The following is a 26,889-nucleotide window of genomic DNA, read 5'->3' as shown; positions in this document are numbered from 1 at the left end:
TGCTTTCATTATAACCATATCAATGGAGAAAACCAACTGTAATTATTGTGATTTGTTACAAGCTCAACAGGAATGTTTCACAGAGAAAGGGCAAGCGCCGCAGTGTACACTGCGGCGCTTGCCCTTTCTCTGTAATTCAGTTCCTATGTTTGTGAATTAGTCTGCCGCGGCTTTCCCCAGCGCAATCGACAGAATTTCTTTGGGGTCGCGCACAACGTGCTTTGCGTGGCTTCGCTCCAGCTCGCTGCGGCAGCGGAATCCCCACAGCACGCCCACAGTATCCATCCCGGCAGCCTCACCGGTTTGCATATCTACGTTGCTGTCGCCAATGTAAAGACAGTTTTTCGGTTCTACACCAAGCTCTTTTGCGATTCCCAGTGCGCCTTCCGGCGACGGCTTGCGCTCTATATGGAATCGCTGACCGTAGCACACATCGAACAGCCCGGGAGAATACAGCATCGTAATCAGGCGGGAGGTAATATTGTGGGGCTTATTAGAAAGCACCGCCAGCTTGATCCCATGATTTTTCAGCTCACGCAGCATGTCTTCCATACCTGTGTACTGATCTACAAAGTGCATCGGGTCCTGCTCGTAAAGACTCTCATAGATTTTGCGCAGCAGCATCACGTCGTCTTCCGTGTATCCCTTTGGTGAAACCTCCTGAAGCATTCCGCGCATCAGAAGATCCGAACCTTTCCCAACCAGATAACGGTACTTTTCGCGGTCAATTGCCGGGTATCCGCATTGCGCTAATGCAGAGTTGCCGAAATACGCGATGGAATCGAGTGTATCCGCGAGTGTTCCATCCAAGTCAAAAATACATGCTTGGTACATGATAAGCAATCTCCTTTCTGTATGGTATCTGAAATATTGCTTACATTCTTATCTAAACATATTTTTCTTTGTTTTGCAAGGATTTGCAGGAACTATTCTTGAAAGCTGCAGAAAATATGTTATACTGAAACCAAATGTGCAAAAATTGGAGGAATAGCAAATGGATTATGCAGCAGAAGCATTAAAAAAGCATAAAGAGTGGAAGGGAAAGATTCAGATTCAGGTGAACTGCCCTGTTGAAACCAGAGATGATCTTTCCGTTGCCTATACTCCCGGAGTGGCGGAGCCATGTAAAGAGATCAGCAAGGACGTGGATAAGTCCTACGAATACACGCGACGCGGCAACATCGTGGCTGTGGTAACGGATGGCACGGCAGTACTGGGTCTTGGCGATATCGGCCCGGAGGCCGGCATGCCCGTTATGGAGGGAAAGGCCGTGCTGTTCAAGGCGTTCGGCAATGTGGATGCGATTCCACTGTGTATCCGCTCTAAGGATACAGACGAGATTGTGCGTACGGTAGAGCTTCTGGCAGGCTCTTTCGGCGGCATTAATTTGGAAGACATTGCCGCGCCCCGCTGCTTCGAAATTGAGCGCAGGCTGAAGGCGTCGCTGGATATTCCGGTGTTTCACGATGACCAGCATGGCACGGCGATCGTGGTGGGCGCGGCGCTGATCAATGCGCTCAAGGTTGTAAAAAAGGAGATTGCCACAGTGCGCGGCGTTGTCAACGGCGCGGGCTCCGCGGGAATCGCCTGCGCGAAGCTGTTGCTGTCCCTCGGCGTCAAAAATCTGATTTTGTGTGACCGCAATGGCGCTGTCTGCGAGGGCGAGGATTGGATGAACCCCGCGCAGGCCGAGATGGCAAAGATCACAAACCGCGAGCACCTTCGAGGTACGCTGGCGGATGCGATGAAGGACGCGGATTTCTTTCTGGGCGTTTCCGCTCCGAACTGTGTAAATGCTGAGATGGTGAAAAGTATGGCGCAGCAGCCGATTGTGTTTGCGATGGCGAATCCCGTACCCGAAATATTCCCCGATGAAGCGTTGGCCGCCGGAGCGGCTGTAGTGGGAACGGGCCGTTCCGATTACCCAAACCAGATTAACAACCTGCTGGCTTTCCCCGGAATTTTCCGCGGTGCGCTGGATGTTCGAGCGAAAGACATCAACGACGAAATGAAGCTCGCGGCTGCATTCGCAATTGCTGGAATGATCCCCGACGAAGAGCTTTCGCAGGAGTATATCATTCCGTCTCCGCTCGACAAACGCGTCGCGCCGGAGGTGGCAAAGGCCGTGGCCGAGGCCGCGCGCCGCACCAATGTGGCCCGTATCTGAATGCTTTCAGACTAATTTCAGCTGGCGGACACATTTTTTTCTCGATTCCGTCACAAAAAAGATAAGAGGATTTCATAGGTTTTTCATATTCCTTTGGCATACTAAGACTATCGAAACAAGCCACACAGGAAAGGACCTGATGATATGTATCCCTATGATGATTACAACCGTCAGAATAACGCAGAACGCGACAATTATACAACGGATAGCAGCTACCAGTGGAGCAATCCGCAGCAGTCTGATCAGATTCGGTGGGACGGCAGCTCTTACCACTCGTACGGCTCTTCACCGGAGCCGGAGCCACCCAAAACACCCAAAAAGGGGACAGGCAAAAAAATATTATGCGGGGTCTTGGCTTGCCTGATGATTTCGGCTGGGTCGGTAGGCGGTTTTGTCGCACTGGTCAATAATGGCTATGTCACCTTAAACGGCGGCACTTCTTCCGGCAGCGCTTCCTCGAGCCAAACCTCTACGACTTCTTCTGTTATGACAACGCAGACCGCGACGAAGACCGGTACCCTTACGGCGCAGGAAATCGCAAAAAAAGTGATTCCCTCCGTGGTATGCATTCAGAATTATCAGGTGAGCCAGTCAACCCAGCGCAGGTCCTCCGACAGCGGTGACACAACTCTTTCTCCTACCAGTGAGGGCTCGGGGATCATCGCCTCCTCTGATGGGTATATCGTGACGAACGCCCACGTGGTATCTGGTGCGGATTCCTTGAAGGTGATTTTGTCCGACGGCAAATCCTATGAGGCCAAGCTGATCGGCAGCGATACTGTAACGGATTTGGCTCTGGTTAAGATTGAGGCCACAGGTCTGACCGCCGCTGAATTCGGTTCTTCTTCCTCCTTGCAGGTGGCCGATACCGTCATGGCGATTGGCAACCCCGGTGGATTGGAGTTTAACTCCAGCGTAACGATGGGTTATGTTTCCGCGCTGAACCGTGAAATCACCAACAGTGAAAACGGCTACACCATGAAGTGCATCCAGACCGATGCCGCGATCAACCCCGGCAACTCGGGCGGCGCGCTTGTCAATTCCGCCGGCCAGGTGATCGGCATCAACTCCTCCAAGATTGTGGCGGAGGGCTACGAGGGCCTCGGATTTGCAATCCCGATTGACGATGCCAAGCCGATTGTTGATGACCTCAAGCAGTACGGTTATGTGAAAGACCGCGCAATGCTCGGCATTTCCGGCCAGTTTGTCGATACCATGACTTCCCGCTTTTACGGTCTGCCGGTCGGGTACTATGTATCCTCCGTGGTAAACCCCTCTGTGAGTGCGGCGGGGATTGAAGCCGGCGATGTGATTACCAAAATTGACGGGAAAGACATTAATTCCAGCACTGTGCTTACCAGCGCGATTGCCGCGAAGAAGCCGGGAGAAACCGTATCGCTGAGTGTTACAAGGTCAAAGACGGGCAAAACCTTTACGGTTACCGTCACACTGGCTCAGTCCACCGGCAGCTGATAATACCAACAACGATTTTTCATAAACTCTCTTCCTTCCGAACAAAACGGCTCCTGGAATGTTTTCGGGCGCTACGGCAAAAAGCAGCAAAGCAAACAAATGCCTTGCTGCTTTTTCCATTTTTCGGGCATTTCGTCGCGTTGCAAACGCCCGTGAAACATGCTAGAATTGAATTGAAAATAAAAAGGATGGCTGTTTCCTTCCTACTGCCGAGGGCGGGGGGAAGAAATAAAACAGTTTGAGCTTTGAAATGGCATAACTACTAAAATAATAATACAGGTGATGAATTTGAGAAGGCTGCTTTCTGCGCTTCTTGTCGCGTGCATACTGCTGGCGTTCCCGTCCTGCGGGCAGCAGAAGAACGAGGCCGCGGACAAAACCATACAATATTATATCGATCAGGAGCCCCAAACGCTCGATCCGCAGGTGGCCTCCGATTCTTCGGCTATTCTGACCATCGGTGCCCTTTACGAGGGACTGGCCAGGCTGGATTCGGATGGAAAAGCCGCACCCGGTGTGGCGGAAAGCTGGAGCGCAAACGATGCCGGAACAGCGTTTACCTTCCATCTGCGAGAAAATGCCGTTTGGTCCGACGGTCAGCCGGTAACAGCGTCAGACTTTGTATTCGCGTTTCGCCGTGCGCTGGCTCCGCAGACAAAATCGGCGGCTTGCCGCCCGCTGTATGTGGTGAAAAACGCCCGCAAGATCAGTGACGGCTCTCTGCCCGCCGAGCAGCTTGGTGTTCGGGCCGAAAACGACAAAACGCTGGTGGTAGAGCTGGAGTACGCATATGCGGATTTTCCGGCGCTGACTGCCGAAACCGTGTTTATGCCCTGCAATGAGAAGTTCTTTCAGCAGACGCAGGGCAAATACGGACTGGAATACAAATCTATTTTAAGCAATGGCCCGTTTGTTTTAGGGGGAAAATACAGCTGGGATCACGGCAAGCAGATCAAGCTGACTCGCTCCGATACCTACAAAGGGGAGCAGCCGGCTCTGCCCGCCACACTGATCTTTGCCATGCTCGGCTCAGATGTGGATGTTTCCGACCCGATCAAGGCACTTACCGCCTCTAATGTAGACGCGATTGCTCTGCCGGAGCAACAGGTTGCCGAGGCGCAGAAGTTGGGACTGCCCCTCACCTCGTTTCAAGATATTACCTGGGGCCTTGCGTTTAACACCCAGGATTCACTGATGCAGAACGAAAAAATCCGCCAGGGCCTCACAGCGGCACTGCCACGGCAGAAGCTGCTGAATCATCTGCCCGAAAAGGCGGAGCAGGCGGAGTATATCATTGGGCCGCAGGCCATGCTAATGGGTGAAAATTACCGTAAGCAGGCAGGTACTGCCGTGGGGTACCTAAAAGAAAGTACACAGAGCGGCGCGCTGGTGCAGGCAGGCCTGAAGGAACTGGGGCACCCGGAATTTTCACACGTTACGGTTTTGTGCCCGGATATCGAGCAGGCGAAGTTAATGGTCAACGAAATGCTTGTGTCGTGGAATCGTTTGACCGGCCAGTATTTCAGCATGCAGCCCATGGCCGAAAGCGAGCTCCAAAAAGCGGTAGATTCCGGCGACTACCAGATCGCGCTCACCGGGATTTACCCGGAGAGGGACGGAAAGCTGCTTTCTGTGTTCCGATCCGACAGCCCGCAAAATCCGTCGCGTCTTGCCAGCCCGGATTTTGACCGTCTGCTTCTTACGGCGGAGCAGTCCGGCAGTGCCGCCGCGCTTTCTTCGTATCTTCAGGCAGAAAATTACCTGAGTGCGCATGCTGTTTTTTACCCGATTTATTATAAAAACAGCTATTACGCCTGCGCAAAAGGAGTGACTGGAATCGTGTTCCGCCCGAACTCGGCTGGAATTGATTTTCTGCTGGCTGGAAAAACGGACTAGGGATTGACGAAAGACAGCAAATTCTATATAATGTAACGACGGAGGCGCAGGGGGAGTGGGTTCCCCGCTTACAGCGTGCGCGGAGTATACTTGCCTTGGGCTACGGAGTACGGCTTTGGCAAAGAACCCTGACGGGGTTAAGGGAGGACGAAAGGATGTTGGATGCAGCCTTGTCGAAACAGCTTTCTTTGATCGTTGCGATTGTAAACCGCCATCAAGGGGAAAAGGTATCAAAGCTTTTGAATTCTGAAAATTTAACATTTAACTATATCTTTCTGGGACATGGCACAGCCAGCTCAGAGTTGCTGAATTATTTGGGGATCGGCGAAACGGAAAAGGATATTGTACTCAGCTCTGCCCCGGCGGAGAAAGTTCCGGCGCTGATGGAAAAGCTGCAGCATGAAATGCAGCTGGATAAAGCGGGCAGCGGCGTTGCGTTTACAATCCCGATTTCCAGTGTAGGCGGGTCGAAGACTCTGTCTCTTATGACGGGTGAGTTTCAAAAAGGAAAGGGGAATTCCTGTGATTGCTGCGAGCCAGTATAATCTGATCATTACCATTGTCAACCGCGGGTACTCGGAACAGGTGATGAAAGCGGCAAAGCTGGGCGGCGCCACCGGAGGAACCATTGTGTTAGCGCGCGGAGCGGGAATGCACGAGGCCGAAAAGATCCTCGGGTTCTCGATTCACCCGGAAAAGGAAATTGTTCTGATTTTAACCCTGCGGGAGAAAAGACAGGACATCATGCGGGCCATCTGCCAGAACTGCGGATTCTGCACCGAGGCGCACGGCATGTCGGTTGCGGTTCCGGTTGAGGATGCGATGGGTCTGCCGGTAGCCGACATGGAGCGGGAGCTGCACGCACAGGAGCTTCGTGAAACAGGTACCTGAACTGAATAAAGCAAAAAGCTCTTTCCCGAAAGGGAAAGAGCTTTTTTTCGCACTAGTACAAAAACCGACCCGTTATTACACGGGTCGGTTTATTTATCGAACTCAGCGGAGTTCTTCTTCAATTAAGTAGCGGGGTCTGTCCTTGACCTCGTTGTAGATTTTCCCGATATAACCGCCCAGCACGCCGATGCACAGAAGCTGAATGCCCCCGAGAAGCCAGATGGAACAGACAATAGCCGTCCAGCCCGCCACAGCGTTGCCGGTAAAATAAGAGATGAGGGCGTACAGCAGGCCGAGAATGCTCAAAATAGAAACCAAAACCCCCAGGTTTGCAATAATTTTCAGAGGCTTCACGCTGAACGAGGTGATGCCGTCGAGCGCAAAGGAGATCATCTTTTTGAGCGGGTATTTCGATTCGCCCGCAAAACGTTCGTGCCGCTCATACGTTACGGTGCCGCTGCGAAAGCCGATCAAAGGCACAATGCCGCGCAGAAAGAGGTTCGTTTCTCGGTAATCTGCGAGCGCATCCAGCGCCCGACGGCTCATCAGGCGGTAATCCGCATGGTTGTAAACGAGGTCGACACCCAGCGTTTTCATCATCCGGTAAAAGGCCAGCGCGGTGCTGCGCTTAAAAAAGGTATCAGTTTCGCGCTTGCTTCGCACGCCGTACACTACGTCGCAGCCATCCTGAAACTGGCGCACGAACTGGTCGAGCACCTCAATATCGTCCTGCAGATCGGCATCGAGGCTGATAACGCAGTCGGAGTATTGCCTTGCGGTCATAAGGCCCGCTAAAAGAGCGTTCTGGTGCCCCCGGTTGTGTGCCAGCTTGACTCCGCCCACCAGCGAATTCTCGCGATGATAGCCTTCGATGAGCTCCCATGTTTTGTCGCGGCTGCCGTCATCCACAAACAGCATACGGCTTTCAGGCGAAGCGATTCCGCTTTCGATCATGCTGCTGAGCTTTGCCGTCAGGCGTTTCACAGTTTCGGGGAGCACCTGCTCCTCGTTATAGCAGGGAATCACAAAATAGACAATAGACATTACAATTCCTCCTCCGCGGCTTCGCTTTCCGTGGCCGTGCTGCGCTCTGGGAGCTTGACCCGGAATACGCGGTGTTTGCGGTTTTTCTGCCGGCGGCCGTCCATGCGCACGGTCAGACGGTGATACAGCACAAAAAGAATCAGCGCCGCACCGGACAAAGCGATTCCCACCATGAGGCCCGGGGTGCGGTATTCAAAGCGGATGTCCGATTCCCCGGCAGGCACCTTGACTGCCATAAAACCGACGCTTACCTTTTCAACGGTAACCGGCTGCCCGTTTACTGTTGCGCTCCAGCCCGCTTCATACGGAACACTGAAAAAGACCAGCCGTTCCTTCTCTGCCGAATAGTGCAGGGAAAAGCCGGTATTGTCGTGAGAAAATTCCGTGCCCGCACTGGCTTGCCGCTCTTGACACGCCTCGTAATAGTCGTCGTGGTTAAAATTTAGGTCAGCGATATCCAGCTGCGTCAGCAGAGAGCCATACGTTTTAATCTGTTCCTCTGAGAGCACCAGAGCGTGCAGTAAAAGAAGGTCTCGATCTGCTTCTGAGGTTTCGTCGTACTGCTCCTGGGTTACATAAGAATCATAGCTGAATCCCATGGGAATATAGTATTCGTTTTCCCAAACATCATAGCCGTTTTGGGTTCCATAATAGTGCCAGCCCGGCATTTCAGGATTCTGCCGGTTTTCACCGCCAAAATAATTGTCGTCGCCGATATAGTCGAACAGCCAGCGGCAGGAGGTGAGCGCCCGCAGCCCGTACGTTTTCGTATCCGGCCGGGAGCCAACGTCACGCGTAACCCCGATGGTTGGATAAAACTCCATAATCGATCCGGGCACAATGCTGTGGAATGCCTGAATGCTGGGAATCTGCCAGTACATAGCCTGATTGTCCATCGCGTGGTAAAAATCGGAGCGCACGTTCTGCAGATCGGGCAGGGTAAGATCGGCGCCACCGTTGAGAGCGTAGGGGATCAGCTGCCGGCGCACGTCCTCCGACTGGGTCTTCCCGAGTGAGATAAAGAAGACGGAATATAGAAAGGCAATCGCGGCAATTCCGGCAAACAGCCGGCGCTGAAACGCTTTTCTGTCACGCCGCCAGTATTTTAGGACGATGCACAGGAGCAGAAGGCTGAGCAGGGCCAACGCCACATAGGCCCAGAAGCGGGTGGGGTATTCCTCAAGCCCGATGGTGCGGGTGGTAGTGCCGTTGCTGGTTTTTGACTGCGGCATCAGGCCGATCGGTAAAGCGATGCCAAGTGTGATTCCCAGAACCCAGCGAACAGCGCGGCGCCAGTTACTGCTTTCACGCTCGAGGGCGATCAGCGTAGCAAGACACATCATGAGTACCAGCATATAGAACCACCGTGCGTAATAGGAGGCGTTAAACAGCTGGAACGCGGAATTCAAAATTGGCACCATTGCCATTACAAACAGAATGCCTAACAGCTTTTTCAGCCAATGACGGCGGCGGCTTTGCAGAAACGCGAACACACCCGTCATGCTGAACAGCGGCAGCCATGCCCCGAGCGAAGCCCATTTTGCCTCGGAATTCGGGGTGAAGTTTGGCCGGGCCGGGATGTCCGGCGGGAAGAAGAACGACTGCAGGATGTGCATATAGCGCTGGTTCCAGCCGTAGAGCAACGCGCTCCAGCCGTCGGGCGGGTTGTTGACGCGGGGATTTTGAATTACCGCCATAATCGTTGGAACCAGCAGCGCGCTGGCCATTGCGACGCCCAGCACCGATTCCAAGAGCAGAAGCAGAAAATCCTGCGCGGTGAACTTCCAGCTGCCGCAGAAGGCCCTTACCAGCCAGTACAGAATGCAGAACACGACCTGCCCGACAAAAAAATAATAATTCACAAAGCAGCACGCAAATACCATCACCGCGAATACGCCGCGCCGCCGGTGGTACATGTATTCATCCATTGCCCACAGCAGCAGGGGGAACACGATGATTGCTTCGTGAAAGTGATTGAAGAAAATATTGTAGACGGAAAAGCCTGAAAACGCGTACAGCATTCCGCCGGCCACGGCAAACTCGGGGTCGCGGACATAGCGCCTGAGGTACAGGCAGCCAGTGCAGCCGGAGCAGGCAAATTTTAGTACCAGGAGCGGACCCATCAGGTATGGCACCGCATTGCTGGGAAACGGGATCGTCAGCCAAAAAAACGGGCTGCCCAACAGGTAAAAGGAATAGGAGCCGATGAAGTTGGCGCCCAGGTCGGTCGTCCAGCTCCACTGCCAGTTGCCGCTGCGAATCGCGTCGTGACACATGCGGTAGAACGGAATCTGCTGAACGTTAAAATCACCATAAAATAAAAAATAGCCGCTGTCTACCAGCTGAAAGGGCAGAAAAATCAGCGTGGCAAGACCCAGACTATACAAAAATGCTTTCAAGAGTACGTTTTTGTTTTTCACCGTTCCGGAAAGCAGGTTCAAAACCGTCCACTCCTTTGTGCAAAAAAAATAAGCGTCTGCCTATCCATCAAGAGACTGCGGTGTGGCGACAGTACGCAAACCGGAGGCAAAACGCGGCGGGCGGCCCGCGCGTTTGTAGCGTGAGATTATTATAACATAGGAATTCCCCTGAATGAAGAGGAAATCATGCCAATTGTAAAATAATTTCGATTTGTTGTATCTGGCGATTTTCTCTGATATAATAAACGCTGGACGTTTCTTATAGTAATCCTTTCATTGATAAAGAAGATTACGGCGGCGCTTGGCGCCCGTAATAGAAAAACTTTCGTAGTTGTTTTGATGCGAAATCTGTCGCATTCAGCGGCTGGGGGGAATGGGAATGTATCATTTTTATGCGATGCTGTCGCGCATGAAATACATTAACCGATGGGGCCTGATGCGTAATACCAGAAGCGAGAACATTTGCGAGCATAGTCTGGATGTTGCAGTGATTGCCCATGCTCTTGCGCTTTTGCGCAATACCCGCTTCGGCGGCAGCGTAAACCCTGAGCGGGCCGCCGTGTTGGCCATGTTCCATGATGTCACCGAGATTTTAACCGGGGATTTGCCTACACCGGTGAAATACGACAATCCCGAAATCCGGCAAGCCTACCGCCGGGTGGAAGAGATGGCGCAGCAGCGCCTTCTGGCCTTACTTCCGAAGGATCTTCAGGAGACATATGAGCCACTGATTTGTGAAAGTGAGCCGGGCGACAAAGAGCTTTATCCGCTGGTCAAGGCGGCGGACAAAATTTCCGCTTTGATTAAATGCGTGGAGGAGCGCGGCATGGGAAACGCTGAGTTCCGCCGGGCAGAGCAGACGCAACGGGAGGCGATTCTGGCGATGGGCTTACCGGAGGCGGAATGCTTCCTGACAGAATTTCTGCCGTCTTATGAGTTGACTCTGGATGAGCAGGACTTACCGGAGCAAGATTCCGAGCCGAACAATTCGGAGTGAAAATAAGGACAAACCCTGCCTGAGCGGAAGGACATAAAAAGGATAAAACAGAACAAGATAACACATAAGGGAGAACTGCGGTGCCGGCAAGCATTTGATCTGGCTGAGCCACCGAAGAAGGGATGATGTTGTGAAAAAGAAAAAGCCGATGAAGGGTCGCAGGCCCGCTTCAACAAAAGGAAAAAAGGCTGTGATTTTGAATGTGGCAATTTTGGTCGTCAGCCTTGTTTTGATTACGGTGGGCGGAACGCTGGTTTATGCGGATCATCTGCTGGGGCGGATACAGTTTCAGGAGGATCCCGCGCAGTCCTCAACTGCAAACAATTCGGGAGTTACGTCTTTCGATAATATGGGGGATTCCCAGTACGTCGTCAACGGGCTGTATCATGATGATAAAATCCTGAATGTGCTGCTGATGGGTGTGGATGATTACCAGGAAAACGACAAGGGCCGCAGCGACAGCATGCTGATGGTATCTTTGGATCGCCGGCACGAAAAGCTGAAAATGACGTCTTTTATGCGCGACATGTACGTTTCTATCCCCGGTCACCAGGCCAATAAGCTGACGGTGGCGTATTCTCTCGGTGGGCCGTCGCTGACGGTGCAGACCATTGAAAACAGCTTTGGTGTTGATATTGACCGCTATGTGCTGATCAGCAATGATTCCTTCAATAAAATCATTGACCGCTTGGACGGCGTTACGCTCGAGATTACCAACGCGGAAGCGAAGCTGATTAATACGTATTCCGGCGAATCTTCCTCTAAACGGCTGACCGGCGGTATGCAGCATATGACGGGACGGCAGGCGCATTATTATTCCCGCATTCGCGACATTGGCAACGATTATGAGCGTACGCTGCGCCAGCGCAAGGTGCTCCAGGCCATTATCGACAAATTCAAATCGTCCGATCTGGGTACAATCAATGGGATTTTGTATGATGTACTCCCGCTTGTGTCCACCAACATGACGAAGAACGAGATTTTGTCACTTGCAGCAAATTCGCTGACGTATCTCAATTACCCCACCAGCCAGAACCGAATTCCTGTGGACGGGGCTTTTGATGATCAAAATATTCCGGGTGTGGGTTCCTCTTTGATTGCTGATTTTGAAAAAAATCACAAGAATTTGGTGGAGTTCATTTACGAGGAACACCTTGGGTCGTCGGATTCCTCTCAGGAATCTTCTTTTGAAAGCCAGTGAGTTTGATTGAAAAAGCCTTGGGCCAGTTCATAGGCCCAAGGCTTTTTACCGCTCTTTCAGCAAAAGGCGTGTTTGGCCTTCATTCAGAGAAATGAGTTTGCTTTGAATCCGCGGGTGCTTTAGCTGGAATCGCACCATGTTTTTCAGTGCCTGTCCGTGGCTGTATCCGTGAATTACCACGACCTCATGTACGTCTTTTCCGGTGCGGGAGAGCAGCTGCTCCAGCTGACGCTTGGCATCGTTTGAATTGAGTCCATGAATGTCTACGGTCAGGATGCTTCCTTTTTGGTTCATCAGCATAACGGCTTCTCCTTTCCATTTTGGAAAATTCCCGTGCGGGGAATGCAAAAAAGCGGGGTTTATGATATAATTTACTAACAGTCTATCAGGCCGGACGGGCAGGCCGTATCCGGCGGGAAAGCGGGGGAATTCTATGACGGTTGTGGATATTCGCAACAAGGTCACTGACAGCCGCGTGAAACTGATCGAAATCAGCGGATCGACGGTCTATTACGCTGAAGAAAAAGCGGAAGAGGGGCATTACAGCCTCTTCCTGCTGGAATATGACAGGAATACCAAGACCGAACGGGTTGTTGCCAATTGCTTTTTAGGCGACCCGTCTGTGGTTCTGCACTTTTTTTCTTTTCCCGGCGACATCATTGTCGTGATGGAAAGCGGAGAGAGCTCTGCGCGCCTTTTGCGGTTCGACAAACAGACAGGACAGGAGAAAAATTCGGAGGAGCTGCGTTTTGTAGGCAGCTTTGCCGGCTGCCAGGCGCTGGATGAGAGCCGTGTGATTTTCTATACGGAAGAGAACGAGCGTCATCGGCACTTGTTTGAGGAATACAAAAAGGCGTCTGGCTTTGAGCGGATTGCTTACCTGTATGATCTGGAGGAAGGGCGCTATTATTATGTGAGGGATAAGCGGATCTGCAATCTTTCCGCCGAAAAGCTGGTTCCATTTGATGTGGCCGGTGAGCGGATGCTTCTGGTTCTGGAGCCCTACGGCAGTGATGAGGAAAAAGAAAAATGCTACCGTAATCGGCGATGGCTGGGGGACGAAATTTGTGATAATGTGTGGCTTTGCCCGCTGCTGGATTTTGTCGTTGCCGTTAAGGCGGACGAGACCCATCTGCCGTTGGAGCTGCTGCTCAGCGCCAGTACGCAGGGTTTGGTGCGTTATGTGGGGCAGGATGAACACAGCCTGTATTTCCGGGCGAAATACTACCCCAACAGCGACCAGCGCATCTGCGCGGTGGAGAAGGCCGGCGGTAAAAAAACCGTTGCGGCGGAGCTGAATCTAAAAGAAGGGGAGGAACCGGCCTCGTTTTTCATCGAGCCATGCCCTGCCCGGATTTACCGTGTGACGGAGCATGACGATACCTATGAAATTCTGGGTGTGTTCAATTCTTCGGTAAGCAGTCAGTACAGCAAAGAGCTTGGCCAGTTCGTCGCCTGTGTGGAGGACCGCTTTCTGGTAGCGGAATATGTGATCAGTGACGAAACGGATTCGTTCGTTTTTTACTCCATTTTCGATCTGGAAACGCAGCAGCAGCAGAGCTTTGAATGCAGGTGCGCCGTTCAGGGCGACACCATTGTGCTTTATTAAGGTAACGCGGGCTCATTTCAGTTGCAGACGAGTCAGAGAACACGGGAATCTCTGGCCCGTCAACCGTTTTTTCAGCCCCTTATTGTTCAGGCTTATTCATTACGTATTTATAATTCCTCTGTTCCGGCTTCTGCCGGAATGGGGGATTTTTTTGTTTCAGTTACAAATTAGATCCTAACACGCACCTTTTTATATTGCAAGAAAAAGATAGCCTTTCACGGCGGACAATCTCAGAACGGCTGCTGCATTTCATTAGGAAGGGAAGCCCCCCATTTATCTAACATCATAGAGAGTGGATAGAGGCGCTGATTTGAAAATGCTCTGGACGGAAAAAGCCACCCTTGAATCGAAGACCCAAAGGTGGCACAGAGGCGCAGTATTTTGAAAAGCGTTATTGAAGCGCAGAGGGATCGCCGCCAAGAGAGAGAAAATCCGTTTTCACTTTCTCAATGAGCGGCCCGATGGTTCTGATTTCTTCTCCGGCTTTATTAATATCTTCCACATTATATGGATGCTGCAGATGTTCCATCCATTGGTCTTTGTTGGCTTGCAAAGACGAATATAAAATGGCTGTTTCTTTAACGGTATACTCCATTGATGAATGCCTCCTTTCCATTGCTTTGTTTGCAATCTTAGCTTTCACGCTTTTGTTTTTTTCTATCCAGAAGCATGTTAAGTAAGACAAAACAAATGAGAAATCGATATTACAGATATTACCTTGTTACGGCCTCGCCCACTGATCGCAGATTGATTGGACGGAACTTCTGTAAACTGATAAGGGTCTGTTTTAACGGTTTCGGTTATGTGAAATAGAAAGGCATCTCAAGAGAGGAGTAAAAGATGGGCGAACATTTTTTTAAAATAAAAGATTTACTTTCTCTCAATAGGGAAAGATTCTCCCCGTTTGTGTGAGGTATTAGATACAGGTTTCCTATCATTGAATCGGGAGAGAGATTTGTGTTCCAAAAATTTGAAAGGTACCGTAGCTTGTTGCTACCGTTGCTTTCAGTTTATTTCCGTTCACAATGCCTTTTGCGGTATATCTTAAATAAAGAAGACCGGTGTTTAAAATCCCGGAGAATTCGAACGAATTTCCGCTTGCTTTTCCGTTTTTAAAGTAACTGGTATTTCCCATTGCGCGAATCGAGCCGCTTATTGCTATGCCTTCGTCTATAAAGGAAATCACTCCATTTTGCAGGCCGATTGGAGTACGCATAGAAATTCGGTAAGTTCCATTCATTTTCGCCACCACATTTCTTTCAATTTAATTTATAAGATATGCGGTTGGGAACAGAAATGTTTCAACAATTTCAACCGGATTATCAACATGTTGTGATTAGGTAAATGTGTATACACAATTTATTCTATAAAACGGAGGATGATTATGCAACTGCTTGAAAATATTACGATTCCGCATTCACTGCGTATCACGATTGAGAACGGCACTTTCACTGTTTCGGATCACCTGATGCTGGCTGCGGCACAGTTTACCGCCGCTTTGTTCCCGAACGCCACGATCTATATTGGTTCACAGCAAACGGTGAATGCTCCGGCTCTGTTTATCGACTACTGTTCCATCACAAATCAAAAACGGCTGAAGCTGACGACGGAATATGAATTCGGGCTAAAAATCACATACGTTCCGGCCGACGGCTCTGACTGCCGGGAACTGCAAAACGCCATATTTTTGCTTGAACAGAATTTGGACCGACTGGAAAGCGAGATTGGAGTATTCCGGTGCTTCTCCAAACATTCCGACATCACAGATGGGCTGGCCCATGTGACCGGCACTATAAAAGTATGGGAAACTGACGTGCCTGATGACCCGATCATTGGGCGCGCAGTCCAAAATATAACACCATAAGGAGCTGAAGAAGATTGATTACAAAAATCTTGCCTGGCACAAACATTGAGCTAAAATCCGGCGCCCGCGATGCCAATCTGAGCGTTACCGGAGTTGTGGCGATGGCCTTGCCTCTTAGTTGGGGTGATCAGGTTACCGTTATCAACGCAGGCGACAATACGCTTTATTCTTTGGGCTATAAAACCTCGGCGGCCGCACTGAAGCTGGTGCGCGAAGTCATGAACGGGGCAAAGCAGTTGATTTTGTATCGACTGAACGCCGCAGGCGGAAAGGCTTTCGCGGAGATTTCCTCCGGGGTCACCGCAGAAGCAATTTTCCCCGGTACACGCGGAAATGACCTTTCCGTTGTGATTGCATCCAGCGGTACAAAATGGCTTGTTAAGACCTATCTTGGCACACAGGAGGTGGATTCGCAGGTTATTTCCACTGCGGCGGATTTTTCGCCGTATTATGTGGCACTCTCCGGTACCGGAGCACTTACGGCGGCAACGGTAAAGCTGGCCGGCGGCAGCGACGGCACGACAGAAAGCGATTACACCGGATTTTTCACCGAGCTGGAAAAGCGGGAGTACAACGTGATTTGCAGCACAGATTCAGCCCGTGCGGCGGATGTGGTTTCTTTTGTGAAGGAACAGAACCGGAGTAAATCCTATGTGCAGGGCGTGGTGACCGGGGTGCAGCCGAACTGCGAAAACATTTATGTGTGCAGCTCCACCGGTGGTGTAACGGCTGATTATGAGCTGACACCCGCGGAATCCTGCGCGACACTGGCCGGCTTGATTGCGCAGGCCGGGGTGGAAAACAGCCTGACCTACCACAGGGGAATCACCGGCTGGACGGACGTACAGCCGCATTTGACCCCGGATCAGCAGATCCGCAGAACGCAGAACGGCGAAATGCTGTTTGTGCCGCTGTATGGCTCCCCGTCTGTTTTGTATGACATCACCAGTCTGACTGTGGTGGACGAGGATCATCCGAAGGATTTTGGGAAAGGGCTGGTTGTGCGCACCCTGCAGAAATATCAGGGTGATTTGCAAAAGCTGCTCGACACCAGATGCATCGGGAAAATCCGCAACAGTGTGGAAGGGCGCGCGCAGATTAAAGCGATGGTATTTGAAATGACCTCGCAAAGCTATTTTGCGCCGGGGTACATTGAGAATTTTTCTGCGGACGATATTACCGTGGCAGCCGGCACAGAGCGTGATGCGGTAAATGTAGTGGTAGGCATTCAGGCAGTGGATACGGTGGACAAGATTTACGTCACCGTAACCGCACTGTAAGGAGGGATTTAACATGGCAAGAACAAGATTGCAGGACGTTTTCTCAGGGCATGACGGAGAAGCCTTCATCCGACTCAACGGCTCCATTGTTTCGGCGTTTAAAATTTCAAAAATCAGCGCGAAATTAGAGGCTATTGTGGAAAACAGGCGTTTTCTGAACGACCCGATGGAGCAGGCCGCACAGCGCGGACTCAAGGGTAGCGGCGATATGACCTATTACCACACCACGCCCGCCTTTATTCAAGCGATGCGCAATTACAAAAACGGCGGTTCGGCTCCCAAAATCAGTCTGCAGTTCTACGCGGATTCCGCGGGCTCCCAATATGACCGCATCGGCGTGACGCTTTCGGATGTGGTTCTTGCCAATATTGGACTGATTGCGCTGGACGACAGCAGCGACAATGCCCAGACGATTGAAACGACCTTCACCTTTAATGATTTTGATTTGGCATAAGGAGGCACGGATATGGACAAGTCACTGATGCAGTTTTTACACCCCGACCGCAAGCCAAATGTAACATTTCGACTCAACAGCTTTGGAGACGCGGAATTTGAGATGCGCGTGCTGACAGCGGATGAGATGGCGCAGATGTCGGCCGAGGTACAGACCAAAAGTCTTAAGGGACTGGAGGCGCTTTACCCCACCATTGCCGCGAGTCTGGTGCGCCCGAATCTGCGCAGCGCGGATTTGCTGGACGCTCTTTCTGAGCGGGAAGGCCGCAAAATTTTAAACCCCACCGATGCACTCAAAGCGATGTTCACCGCTGGTGAGATCGGCGCGCTGCTCAGCATTTACAACGAGCATGCGGATGTGACGGTCGACTTCAGCAAAAAGGTGGAAGAAGCAAAAAACTGATTCAGCGGGGTGAGGACGGCTTTTTTTTCTATGCCCATCTCGCCCTGCAAAATCACAATATTCTTCCGCACGCTTTTATGGAGCTTTCGGTACAGGAGCGCGCGCTGATCATTGCCAGCGATCTGATTGTAAACAATGAGATGCGGGGAAAATAAGCGGCGGATTTGATCCGCCGTTTTTGGCTCCATTCATTTCAACTGATTTTTATATGCACCACAACGGAAAAGGGGTGATCCCTATCGCAAATAACTTAGATGATCTTTTAAAACTGGCAGAGAAATACTCTGCCGATATGGAGAAGATTTTGCAAACCTCCAAAAAGTATCGTCAATACCAGAAGCTGGCCGCAAATGCAACACAGGAGTTTAAAAGTGGCCTGACAAACATCAAGAGCGTTTCGAACGACGCTTCCAATGGGATTGGCAAAATCAATCAAAAAATTTCTGATACGATTTCAAAAGCCAAGCTGGGGAAAAAAGCGCTTGATTTGATGGTCAGCGGTGTAAAAAATGGAGCGAATCAACAGGTGCAGAAAATTTCGCTTCAATCAATGCTGGGCAGCGAAGCAGCCGGTTCCGCCGTGTACAATTACGCTGAAGCTTACGGTGCGCAGAAATCCATATTAGGTGCTGAAACAACGATTAGTGCTACAAAAGCCTTTTTGCCATATACACACGATATGGACGAACTAACCAGACTGTACGGACTGGCCGAACGCCTGTACGCGCGGGACCCCTCTCAGGATCCCGACAGTGCGGTTTCTTCCGTACAGGCGCTGTTGTCGGGAGATGCCTCCGGAATCCGGGATAACTATCACATTGCCGGGGTAGATGAGAATACAGTAAAGGGCTTTACCGACAGCGGAGATATGGCCGGGGCGATTGACTACCTTGACGGTGTGTTTAATAACTTTGGCGCTACCCAGGAAACGGTGGACAAAAATTTTCTCTCTTTGCAGACGCAGGCCGCTAAATTTGGTGAGAACATGCAGTATGCCATGGGTGATCAGTCCAGCTCGGTGGTGCAAGGGTTGGCTATCCTACTCCAGCAGCTCAACGATCAGCTGGTCTCCGGCGGCTTTGACTGGTTTTTTAACGCGGTCGGCAACGGAATGCAGATGCTCGGCTACGCGATGCAATGGGTGGCGGACAACAGTAACACACTAATTTTTGTTTTGAAAGCGGTTGTGGTTGCGCTGGCCGCCTATCAGATGGCCATGAAGACAGCCACGATTATAACTATAATTATGAAACTTGCAACGGGCGCGGCTTCAGGGAATATTGTTGGAGTTATTTCTGCTCTTGTTGGCGCCGGTGCCGGGATCGGAGCACTGAAGCTGATGGATCAGCTGTTTCCGGAAGATTCCAAAGGCGGGACCTTTGCAGATTTGGATCAGGCACACGCTACAGCCCAAAAAGAGATGGCTAATTCCAAAACGCAGACATTTGATGCAATGAATCAGAAGGTTCAAGCAGAGGTTACCAATACTGCCCCGATTGCGGTGACCGGTGAGGTGGAAATTCAAAAAGAAGTGCTGCGGTATCAGTTTGATCTGGCTGCGCAGAAGGCCATGGCGGTGTTCCGAATGCAACAGTTTACACCGCAGGTCATCATCCAGAACCAGAATGTCAGCCAGACGGCAGACCTCAATGAAATCAATTCCAGCCTGGGAGATATGATCTACCAGAATCAACAGCTGCAGCCAGCGGGGGTGTATGCATGACCTATTATGTAAATCTGGGCGGTATTCTGCTTTACGGGATCAAAAGTGTGGACGACGACAGCGAACGGGAAATCACCTCTTATGACGGTATCGGGCAGGGCTTCTTCCCGGTGCCGGAGTCCCGCAAGCTGCATACGTGGACAATTGAATGTGAAATGACGGAAAAGAATCTGAGCAGGCTGGCCAACTGGTCTGCCGCCAGTAAGGTTTTTACGGCGTTTGAGGTGCTGCTCGCCACCAAAGACCCCAGTCGCTTTATTTTTGTTTCGGACAACCGGAGTGAATCCATGTCCGGCTATTTAACCGGGTACAGCAAAAAAGAGGAATACCCCGGCGTTTACAGCGTGACGGTAAAAGTGACGGAGTATAAAGCGGCGGGGATGAAAACTACGGATATTCCGTATATTAAGCGGTCCGGGAAAGCTCCGAAAATACCGAAAACGGTGGTTTTCGGCAGCAAGACAACGCCATATGTATTGAAAAAAGACGAGGAAAAAGGTGGCGGAACGGGCACGGGCGTCACTGCATCTGGTGGAGGCGGCAGTGCGTCAAAAGGTGCCGGAGTTGGCAGGCTTACCGTAAAAGGTACAGGAAAGCCAGTTATAAACCCTGCTACATTGAAAGACGGAGAAGAGTATTCATACTCTGTTGCCCAAAAAGCTCCTGAAATTTACTCCGGAGTCAGAAGTGCACTTAGTGCAGTCGGCAAAGCGCTTTCATTTTTTGCAGATAAAGGCATTGGCAGAAATAACTGATTATTTTTGTTCCTTCGTTTGATTTTCTGAAATTTGTAACGGTGTGAGGCTATGGGACAGCATGTAGTTAGTATAACCCAACTGATCTATGATTTCTCCAATACCATACAAGACAGCCCCAGATATAGCACCTGCACCCCATATGCAGACTGCTAAATTAAAGGAAAAATTGCTGGGGATAACCGACGAACTTCCGTATTCTGCTCCAAAATATGCTGCAGCAGCAACGACAATAATGCCAAGAGCTTTTAAAATTTTAGATATCATCATTTTTAATTGCCTCCTCTTAATTAACTAAAGATTACCATTTTATGGCGGGTGATGCAATGCTATTAATCAACAATACCGATATTTCTGACATTGCGCTGAACGTAACGTATCAATCCTCCTGGAACAATGGGGCCGGTCAGCTGACGTTTGACTACCCTGCCTCCAAAGCAGGGATGTTCCCGAATGGCAGCACGGTTATTTTTACTTACGGCGGCGCAAATATTTTTTACGGGTTTCTGTTTACAACCAAGCAGGATACCAAAAAATTCAGCTGTGTCTGCTATGACCAGCTGCGATATTTTAAAGCGAAAAACACCATCATTCGGCCGCTCAGCACACTAACGGAGTTTATGAACACAGTAGCGGCGGCAATAGGCGACAGGGTACGCCTTGGACAGATTGACAGCACAATTGCAAAGCTGCCCCTGTACCGGTTTAACAACCAGACTCATCTGGATATGATTTACAAATCCATTGAGGAAACTCTTTGCACGAATGGGCATTGGTATGTTTTGCGCGACAACTTCGGAGCGATTGAGCTGCGCGATTTTGTAGACCTGCGGCTGCCGATTTTGATTGGGGACGGCTCAATGGCAACCGGCTTTGATTACGAGCGCTCCATCGACGAGGACAGTTACAACTATATTAAGGTTGCCAAGGACGACAGCAAAACGGGAATTTGCAACACTTATGTTGCCATGGATGCCGGCAATATCAAAAGCTGGGGCAAGCTGATTCTCCTGGACAAGGTGAGTGCGGATTTGAATGAATCACAGCTGGCGGCGCGCGCGCATCAACTGTTGCAGCTGAAAAACCGGGAAACACAAACCCTGAAGATTGACTGCATGGGCGACCCTCGGGTACTTGGCGGCAGCGGCATCCGGGTGAAAATCGCCGAGGCCGGGCTGGATTTATGGACGGTTGTGGACAGTGTAACGCACAATTTTAGCCACAACAAACACACCATGAATCTGGAATTAAAATTTGTGTGGTGATGAGATGGACTTAAATACCGCAATTAAAAGCATCGTTAAGGAATACCTGCAAAATGAGGTCTTGTGTGACTTGATCTACGGCACCTGGGGTGGCTCCAGCGTGAAAATTGACAATCGGCCTCTGGCGGTTCCGCTCGAAATGGTGGATGTGCCGCAGGGTCTGACGGTAACCATCGGAGCGCGGGTCAGCATGATTCAGAAGCATGGCGGCCAGCGATTTGCAGTGATAGGGGTGATTGGATGAGCGTACTGAAAACCTATGGCGACGATACGGACAGCTTTCACCCCTCTAAAACGTGGAGGTTGTCCGAAACTCGCCTGCAGGGGATGATCGATGGGAAGGAGGCCGCCGCGCAGGCAGCCGACCTGGCGCTTTCTACGGAGCGCTTTTTTTACGACATTTTTTCGTACGATTACGGCGTGGAGCTTGCCGACTTGATTGGCCAGGACCGAGACTATGTTAAGGCCGATTTGCGGCGGCGCATCGAAGAAGCACTTGGCGAGGACGACCGGATTACGGGAATCTCTGATTTTACGATTGACTTTGATCGGGAAGCCGCAAACGTGCGCTTTACGGTCAATACAATCTTTGGAGATTTTGATACAGAAAGGAGTGTAACGCTTGGCTGAACCATATGAGTATGAAGCAATCCTAAAGCAGATGCTGGACCGGGTACCCGATGACATCGACAAGCGCGAGGGGAGCATTATTTACCATACGCTCGCTCCCACCGCATTTGTGCTGGCTCAGCAAACCTATATGATTGCGTATTTGACAGACCTGCTGTTTGCAGATACGGCACAGGAGGAATGGCTGGAGCGGGTCACGTCGGATTTTGGCATTGACCGCGAGCAGGCGACGCAGGCAGTACGGCAGATCAACACCTTTGACAGCTCCGGCGCGCCGAAGGATATTCCGATTGGCAGCCGTTTTGCCGTTCAGGATGTCTCCTTTACTGTTACCGAAAAAATCGCGGTGGGTCAGTACAAAGCAGTCTGTGATCAATCCGGTATTCAGGGCAACGCCTATGGCGGTTCGATTTTGCCGGTGGATAACATCAATGGACTTGCGTCGGCGGAGCTGATCTCTCCCGCTCTGATTCCGGCGAGGGATCAGGAAACCGACGATGATCTGCGTACGCGGTTTCAGGTCGCTGTGCGGCAGCAGCCCTACGGCGGAAATATCGCGGATTACAAAGAAAAAACGTTGGCCATTGACGGTGTGGGTGCGGTTCAGGTGTTCGGAGCTCCCTCCATGGGTGCCGGGCGTGTTGGGCTAATCATTGGCGATGAACAGGGCAATACCGCTACGCAGACACTGGTGGATCAGGTACAGGCCGTAATGGGCACAGACGGTGACGGAATCGCGCCGATTGGCCACACCGTAACGGTGGGAACCTCGGTCAATCTTCCGGTAAATATTACGGCACAGATCCGCCTGAAAAGCGGTGTGAGCTTAGAGCTTGTAAAAGCGTCGGTAGAGCGGGCAATCGCCGATTACATTGGCAGTATCGATTTTGCCGCTGAAACGGTGTTTTACGCAAAGCTGGTCGCGAATATCCTGAACGCGCACGAAAGCATTGTTGACGTTGGTACGGTGACTATGAACGGCGTCAGTGCAAACCTCTCCCTGCTCAAAAACTTTACTACATTCCAAGTGCCGACAATCGGGGCAATCGCAGTGAGTGAGGTGGTCGGCTGATGTTTTACGACCACAAAAACGATTACAAAGCCTACCTGATTGACAAGCTACAGGACGTCGTGGAAATCGACGCGATTGCCGGAGTCGTGAACATTCAAATGGATGTTTTATCGGAACAGGTGCGGCGGATGGTGAAAAATAAATCCGTATCCACCTGTGACGAAGCGGGCGCACAGCGCTGGGAGAAGCTGCTCGGCGTTTCCTCTCCGTTGAATTCCACCTTGCAGGCGCGGCGTGACGCGCTGAAAGCCAAGCTGATGACAAAGCCGCCGATCAATACTACTGTGCTGCGTGGAATGGTAGAGGCATACATGGGCCTTGGCGTTACTGTAACCGTGAAGGATTCTGTCATTCAAATCCGCTACCGCGGAGAGAGCCGGATCGCCGACCTAAAGCCGCTCTACAAAACGGCGTATGAGATGATCCCGGCGAATCTGCTGCTGGATATTGCCTATCTCTATGTAACCTGGGACGAGCTGGACGGACAATCGATCACCTTTGACCAGCTGGACGAAAAGCATTTGACCTTAACACAATTTGAAAGGGGCGAGTGGATTGCCTGACATTACCACATTATTTGAGGGAACCGAAGGGGTATCCCGCACTCTGTTCAATCAGAAGCTGAGCGATATCAATACGCATGGGAAGGATGGGAACAGCCATATCTCCACCGCCCTCCACACCCGCACCGGCACGGTCAACAATCTTGCCGTAGACCCCGGCGCAAAAAACCTCACCTTTTTAGCCGTGGCAGACCTCGCTGACGGCGACACATGGACGGTCAACGGCAGCGCTGTAACCGCGGTGCTACAAAACGGCGAGGCTCTGCCCGGCGAGCTGTTCAAGGCGGGTTGTTGGGTGACGGGGGTGAGACTGAGCGACGACGGGACGCAGCTTTTTTTTAAGGGCGCGGGAGGTGCAATTTCTCAGGATTATGACTTCCCGCTGTCCATTCAAACTGCTGATGCTATTGGTGTTAACACCAATCACATATGGATAGTTAATGACAACAAGTTGCCTTTGATTATTGATGATGCTCCAAGAGTAACAGATGGAGATTGTTATTATGGTATTTTGGATACTCAAAAGACTTATGGCGGTTTTTCTAAAAACGGGTATAGACTTACCGACGGGTCAAAGGTAAATGTTTCTGACAGGATGATGCACTCTGCATATTCAAATCAACCTTGGACACCAAGTACCGCTAGAGATATTAAGGTCAATGGAACAGGGCGATCTCTTAAAGCCCCATTTCCGAGGGTTATGAGTAAAATCAATGGTGTGGTTGACCTTGAAACAGCAAAACGCTGGGACGGCTCAGCGTGGCAATATATAAGTCAAAAAGGAAGTATTGCTGTAGCTGGGAAAAATCTGTTTTCTATTACAGAAAATGGTGCAAGTTTAGAAAGTGTGGCGCCTAGTGCATCAGATAGTCTTGGAGAAAGAACAGTAATAAGTAAAGATGGGTCAAAAGTATTTATAGGTTCAAGATACTATAAAAGAATAGGAACAACTCTCTCTTTAGTTCAGACTCTAACTCATAATAGTTCAAATATTATTAGCGTAACATCTGTATCTGACGATAACTCTATTTGTGTTGCTTATTCTAATACCTTAGGAATGGTTGTTATTTATAAATTAAATACAACTACCGGACTATATGGGGAAATAAATCAACAAATTACACATCCAGCTTATGGTGCGGGTGGTTCTGGTGTCATTAGTCCAGATGGTAAAAGAGTAGTTACCTTACATGTTATATCTACTGAGTCCAATACGTACTTTCTATGCCGTGTTTTTAAATTTGATGGAACAACTTTTGTATTGGAAAATAGTGCTACAAGACAACAGACTGCTGATGGCCTTACTATACCTGTGTTAGCCTATACACCACCGGGCATTGCTTGGAGTGGAGACAGCAAAAAATGTTATTTGATTTATCCCAATAATTCAGGCGGTAATTATGGTGATCTTTGGGTATATGTACTAGTAGATGATAACGATATTACGGCTATATACATGAGCGCATCATTCATATTCAATTATGGTTCATATGCCCATATAGCTGTAAATTATGATGGGTCAAAAAACGTAATGTCCTGTACATGTTCACATTCAGACATAAAAAGTGTTTATGCAAACACAAATGATAACCTATATACTGGAGCTGGAGTAAGTGGAGTAGCTATCTCACTTGATGGTAGAAGAATCTTTATGTCTGGAAAGCCAGGTTATACTGGTAAGATATTCTGGTTAAATGCTCAAAATCATTTTGATTTCGCTTACAATTTACCAGATTTTATATCCAATAATGGCTGTTCTATATTGATGCCATACAACGTATAACACAACGTATAACCACAGGAGGTGTTTAAAAATGTATTATCTATATGATAGTCAGGCTGAGGTTTATGCCAAGTCTGATACTCAGCCTGAATCCGGCGATTATTGCACCAGCGACATTGACTTTGACCTTGACCTATACACTGTGTATGTTGGTGCGGTCAGTGCGGACAAGCAGCTCACCTATTACACCCAGCGGGCAAAACCAGCGGAGCAACTTGCACAGATCATCAAGAGCCAGCAAGCAGAAAATGTGGCATTACATCAAGCACAATCGGATTCTGACCTTGCGGCGCTCGATCTGGATTACAGATTGACGCTGCTCGAAAATGGAGTAAAGGTAGGTGAAATCTAATGACATACAAACTCCTGAAAAGGATCATCGACAGTGGAAATTATAACCGCGATGATGTGCAAAACAAAATGGATGTGTTTTTGACGTTTAATCGTATCACACAAGAGGAATACGCCGAGCTGCAGCTCGCAATGGGAGAGACAAGCATTGCTTAACGGTATCGACGTCAGCAACGCCAACGGATGCGTGGATTGGGACAAGCTCAAGGGCAATATTGATTTTGCCATTCTGCGCTGCGGGTATGGCAGCGATATGGTGAGTCAGGATGATGAGCAGTGGGCGCGAAATGTGGCTGAATGCAATCGGCTGGGAATCCCATGGGGCGCGTATCTTTACAGCTACGCAATGTCCACTGCCGAGGCCGAGAGCGAAGCCGCGCACGCTATGCGGCTGATGAAAGGCCTAAACCCCACCTACCCGGTCTATATCGATATGGAAGACGCTGATGGCTACAAAGCAAAGCGCGGCGGCATCAGCAAACAGATGGCAACAGCCATCTGTTTGCTTTTTTGTGAACGGTTCAGCGCCGCCGGGTATGTTGCGGGGGTATACGCCAACAAGGATTGGGTGGTCAACCGGCTCGATATGGCGCAGCTTTCTAAATACACGTTCTGGCTGGCACAATATAACGACAAGGTCACCTACCCCGGAAAATATGACATATGGCAGTACACCAGCGACGGCAGTATGCCGGGCATTGGCGGGCGCGTTGACCTCAATTATTGTTATCGGAATTTTTCTGCGAATGCCGTTCCAAGTAGCTCCGGCCTGAGTCTGGACACCTCGAGCAAAAACCTGGCATCTGGAGCGAAATACACCGTGTTGGCACGCTGCCGGGAAAAGCCCACGGTAACCACGGTTGGCCGCGACGTGATTGCTGTGTCGGAGCCTCGTTCCGACCCCAAAGGGCGCGGCTGGCTTATTGATGTGCAGGGTCTGCCGCCGGAACCTGTGGTAAGGCATGGACATATTATGGTTACGTCGGGTGGACAGACAGTGCAATGCAATTTTAATGTGGGCTGAAAATCCAATCTTACCTGGCAGAAAG

The 26,889-nt window shown here is 50.4% G+C and carries 30 protein-coding genes; 23 read left to right on the top strand and 7 right to left on the bottom strand.

Annotated features, from left to right (window positions below; all coding sequences use genetic code 11):
* Positions 1-156 precede the first annotated feature (156 nt).
* Positions 157-834, bottom strand: coding sequence for an HAD family hydrolase (locus QOS46_RS09590; protein ID WP_283609235.1), 678 nt, complete (start codon positions 832-834; stop codon positions 157-159).
* 160 nt (positions 835-994) lie between these two features.
* Between QOS46_RS09590 and QOS46_RS09585 the strand changes: the two genes are divergently transcribed.
* The 5 genes from QOS46_RS09585 to QOS46_RS09565 all read left to right on the top strand — a co-directional run bounded on the left by QOS46_RS09585 (position 995) and on the right by QOS46_RS09565 (position 6,427).
* The gene (locus QOS46_RS09585) at positions 995-2,167 is read left to right on the top strand and encodes an NAD(P)-dependent malic enzyme (protein ID WP_283609233.1); all 1,173 of its coding nucleotides are present in this window, start codon (positions 995-997) and stop codon (positions 2,165-2,167) included.
* Positions 2,168-2,311: 144 nt separating this feature from the next.
* Positions 2,312-3,640 carry a S1C family serine protease gene (locus QOS46_RS09580; protein WP_283609231.1) on the top strand — a complete coding sequence of 443 codons (1,329 nt, stop codon included), beginning with the start codon at positions 2,312-2,314 and terminating at the stop codon, positions 3,638-3,640.
* A 288-nt stretch (positions 3,641-3,928) separates the two neighbouring features.
* Positions 3,929-5,536, top strand: coding sequence for a peptide ABC transporter substrate-binding protein (locus QOS46_RS09575; protein ID WP_283609229.1), 1,608 nt, complete (start codon positions 3,929-3,931; stop codon positions 5,534-5,536).
* Between the two features lie 155 nt (positions 5,537-5,691).
* Positions 5,692-6,081: a hypothetical protein gene (locus QOS46_RS09570; RefSeq protein ID WP_283609227.1), complete on the top strand. Its 390-nt coding sequence runs from the start codon at positions 5,692-5,694 to the stop codon at positions 6,079-6,081.
* Positions 6,059-6,427, top strand: coding sequence for a P-II family nitrogen regulator (locus QOS46_RS09565; protein WP_283609225.1), 369 nt, complete (start codon positions 6,059-6,061; stop codon positions 6,425-6,427). Before QOS46_RS09570 ends, QOS46_RS09565 begins: the two co-directional genes overlap by 23 nt.
* Before the next feature lie 102 nt (positions 6,428-6,529).
* Here QOS46_RS09565 and QOS46_RS09560 read toward each other — a convergent pair whose 3' ends face one another.
* The gene (locus QOS46_RS09560) at positions 6,530-7,471 is read right to left on the bottom strand and encodes a glycosyltransferase family 2 protein (RefSeq protein ID WP_283609223.1); all 942 of its coding nucleotides are present in this window, start codon (positions 7,469-7,471) and stop codon (positions 6,530-6,532) included.
* The gene (locus QOS46_RS09555) at positions 7,471-9,912 is read right to left on the bottom strand and encodes a YfhO family protein (RefSeq protein WP_283609221.1); all 2,442 of its coding nucleotides are present in this window, start codon (positions 9,910-9,912) and stop codon (positions 7,471-7,473) included. The genes QOS46_RS09560 and QOS46_RS09555 overlap by 1 nt, the downstream gene beginning before the upstream one ends.
* Before the next feature lie 358 nt (positions 9,913-10,270).
* Between QOS46_RS09555 and yfbR the strand changes: the two genes are divergently transcribed.
* Together yfbR and QOS46_RS09545 are read left to right on the top strand one after the other, a co-directional pair.
* Positions 10,271-10,888, top strand: a complete 618-nt coding sequence (gene yfbR, locus QOS46_RS09550) for a 5'-deoxynucleotidase (protein WP_283609219.1) — start codon at positions 10,271-10,273, stop codon at positions 10,886-10,888.
* Between the two features lie 130 nt (positions 10,889-11,018).
* Positions 11,019-12,089 (top strand): LCP family protein, encoded by a 1,071-nt coding sequence (locus QOS46_RS09545; protein ID WP_283609217.1) that lies wholly within the window; start codon positions 11,019-11,021, stop codon positions 12,087-12,089.
* Between the two features lie 45 nt (positions 12,090-12,134).
* Here the strand turns inward: QOS46_RS09545 and QOS46_RS09540 are convergent, their stop codons facing one another.
* The gene (locus tag QOS46_RS09540; protein WP_283609214.1) at positions 12,135-12,389 is read right to left on the bottom strand and encodes a Smr/MutS family protein; all 255 of its coding nucleotides are present in this window, start codon (positions 12,387-12,389) and stop codon (positions 12,135-12,137) included.
* A 133-nt stretch (positions 12,390-12,522) separates the two neighbouring features.
* Here QOS46_RS09540 and QOS46_RS09535 point away from each other — a divergent pair, with 133 nt between their 5' ends.
* Positions 12,523-13,698, top strand: a complete 1,176-nt coding sequence (locus QOS46_RS09535; RefSeq protein WP_283609212.1) for a hypothetical protein — start codon at positions 12,523-12,525, stop codon at positions 13,696-13,698.
* A 391-nt stretch (positions 13,699-14,089) separates the two neighbouring features.
* Here the strand turns inward: QOS46_RS09535 and QOS46_RS09530 are convergent, their stop codons facing one another.
* Together QOS46_RS09530 and QOS46_RS09525 are read right to left on the bottom strand one after the other, a co-directional pair.
* Positions 14,090-14,293 (bottom strand): hypothetical protein, encoded by a 204-nt coding sequence (locus QOS46_RS09530; protein ID WP_283609211.1) that lies wholly within the window; start codon positions 14,291-14,293, stop codon positions 14,090-14,092.
* 339 nt (positions 14,294-14,632) lie between these two features.
* A complete protein-coding gene (locus QOS46_RS09525; protein ID WP_283609210.1) occupies positions 14,633-14,938 on the bottom strand; it encodes a hypothetical protein in 306 nt (101 codons plus the stop codon).
* Between the two features lie 144 nt (positions 14,939-15,082).
* On the opposite strand from QOS46_RS09525, the gene QOS46_RS09520 reads away from it, so the two are divergent.
* From QOS46_RS09520 to QOS46_RS09495, 6 genes are all read left to right on the top strand, one after another.
* The gene (locus QOS46_RS09520) at positions 15,083-15,562 is read left to right on the top strand and encodes a phage tail terminator family protein (RefSeq protein ID WP_283609209.1); all 480 of its coding nucleotides are present in this window, start codon (positions 15,083-15,085) and stop codon (positions 15,560-15,562) included.
* A 14-nt stretch (positions 15,563-15,576) separates the two neighbouring features.
* Positions 15,577-16,842, top strand: a complete 1,266-nt coding sequence (locus QOS46_RS09515) for a phage tail sheath subtilisin-like domain-containing protein (RefSeq protein ID WP_283609207.1) — start codon at positions 15,577-15,579, stop codon at positions 16,840-16,842.
* Between the two features lie 13 nt (positions 16,843-16,855).
* On the top strand, positions 16,856-17,296 hold the full coding sequence (locus tag QOS46_RS09510; RefSeq protein WP_283609205.1) for a phage tail tube protein: 441 nt from the start codon (positions 16,856-16,858) through the stop codon (positions 17,294-17,296).
* A 12-nt stretch (positions 17,297-17,308) separates the two neighbouring features.
* The gene (locus QOS46_RS09505) at positions 17,309-17,698 is read left to right on the top strand and encodes a phage tail assembly chaperone (RefSeq protein WP_283609203.1); all 390 of its coding nucleotides are present in this window, start codon (positions 17,309-17,311) and stop codon (positions 17,696-17,698) included.
* 292 nt (positions 17,699-17,990) lie between these two features.
* Positions 17,991-19,421: a hypothetical protein gene (locus QOS46_RS09500; RefSeq protein ID WP_283609201.1), complete on the top strand. Its 1,431-nt coding sequence runs from the start codon at positions 17,991-17,993 to the stop codon at positions 19,419-19,421.
* The gene (locus tag QOS46_RS09495) at positions 19,418-20,176 is read left to right on the top strand and encodes a hypothetical protein (RefSeq protein WP_283609200.1); all 759 of its coding nucleotides are present in this window, start codon (positions 19,418-19,420) and stop codon (positions 20,174-20,176) included. Before QOS46_RS09500 ends, QOS46_RS09495 begins: the two co-directional genes overlap by 4 nt.
* On the opposite strand, the gene QOS46_RS09490 is transcribed toward QOS46_RS09495, so the two are convergent.
* Positions 20,177-20,446 carry a hypothetical protein gene (locus QOS46_RS09490; RefSeq protein WP_283609198.1) on the bottom strand — a complete coding sequence of 90 codons (270 nt, stop codon included), beginning with the start codon at positions 20,444-20,446 and terminating at the stop codon, positions 20,177-20,179.
* Between the two features lie 56 nt (positions 20,447-20,502).
* Between QOS46_RS09490 and QOS46_RS09485 the strand changes: the two genes are divergently transcribed.
* The 9 genes from QOS46_RS09485 to QOS46_RS09445 are packed head-to-tail and all read left to right on the top strand — an operon-like array spanning position 20,503 to position 26,864.
* Positions 20,503-21,441, top strand: coding sequence for an XkdQ/YqbQ family protein (locus QOS46_RS09485; RefSeq protein ID WP_283609196.1), 939 nt, complete (start codon positions 20,503-20,505; stop codon positions 21,439-21,441).
* 4 nt (positions 21,442-21,445) lie between these two features.
* Positions 21,446-21,685, top strand: coding sequence for a hypothetical protein (locus QOS46_RS09480; RefSeq protein ID WP_283609195.1), 240 nt, complete (start codon positions 21,446-21,448; stop codon positions 21,683-21,685).
* Positions 21,682-22,071 (top strand): DUF2634 domain-containing protein, encoded by a 390-nt coding sequence (locus tag QOS46_RS09475; RefSeq protein ID WP_283609193.1) that lies wholly within the window; start codon positions 21,682-21,684, stop codon positions 22,069-22,071. The genes QOS46_RS09480 and QOS46_RS09475 overlap by 4 nt, the downstream gene beginning before the upstream one ends.
* Entirely contained in the window at positions 22,064-23,143 is a 1,080-nt protein-coding gene (locus tag QOS46_RS09470; protein ID WP_283609191.1) for a baseplate J/gp47 family protein, read from the top strand. The genes QOS46_RS09475 and QOS46_RS09470 overlap by 8 nt, the downstream gene beginning before the upstream one ends.
* Positions 23,143-23,706 carry a putative phage tail protein gene (locus tag QOS46_RS09465; RefSeq protein WP_283609190.1) on the top strand — a complete coding sequence of 188 codons (564 nt, stop codon included), beginning with the start codon at positions 23,143-23,145 and terminating at the stop codon, positions 23,704-23,706. Before QOS46_RS09470 ends, QOS46_RS09465 begins: the two co-directional genes overlap by 1 nt.
* Entirely contained in the window at positions 23,699-25,489 is a 1,791-nt protein-coding gene (locus QOS46_RS09460; RefSeq protein WP_283609188.1) for a hypothetical protein, read from the top strand. The genes QOS46_RS09465 and QOS46_RS09460 overlap by 8 nt, the downstream gene beginning before the upstream one ends.
* A gap of 31 nt (positions 25,490-25,520) precedes the next feature.
* Positions 25,521-25,841, top strand: coding sequence for a hypothetical protein (locus tag QOS46_RS09455; RefSeq protein WP_283609186.1), 321 nt, complete (start codon positions 25,521-25,523; stop codon positions 25,839-25,841).
* On the top strand, positions 25,841-25,996 hold the full coding sequence (locus QOS46_RS09450) for a hypothetical protein (protein WP_283609184.1): 156 nt from the start codon (positions 25,841-25,843) through the stop codon (positions 25,994-25,996). Before QOS46_RS09455 ends, QOS46_RS09450 begins: the two co-directional genes overlap by 1 nt.
* The gene (locus QOS46_RS09445) at positions 25,989-26,864 is read left to right on the top strand and encodes a glycoside hydrolase family 25 protein (protein WP_283609182.1); all 876 of its coding nucleotides are present in this window, start codon (positions 25,989-25,991) and stop codon (positions 26,862-26,864) included. The genes QOS46_RS09450 and QOS46_RS09445 overlap by 8 nt, the downstream gene beginning before the upstream one ends.
* Positions 26,865-26,889 lie beyond the last annotated feature (25 nt).

Source organism: Faecalispora anaeroviscerum, assembly GCF_947568225.1.
Taxonomy (GTDB): domain Bacteria; phylum Bacillota; class Clostridia; order Oscillospirales; family Acutalibacteraceae; genus Faecalispora; species Faecalispora anaeroviscerum.
The sequence above is the reverse complement of the archived record's forward strand: the minus strand, read 5'-3'. Positions and strand labels throughout refer to the sequence as shown.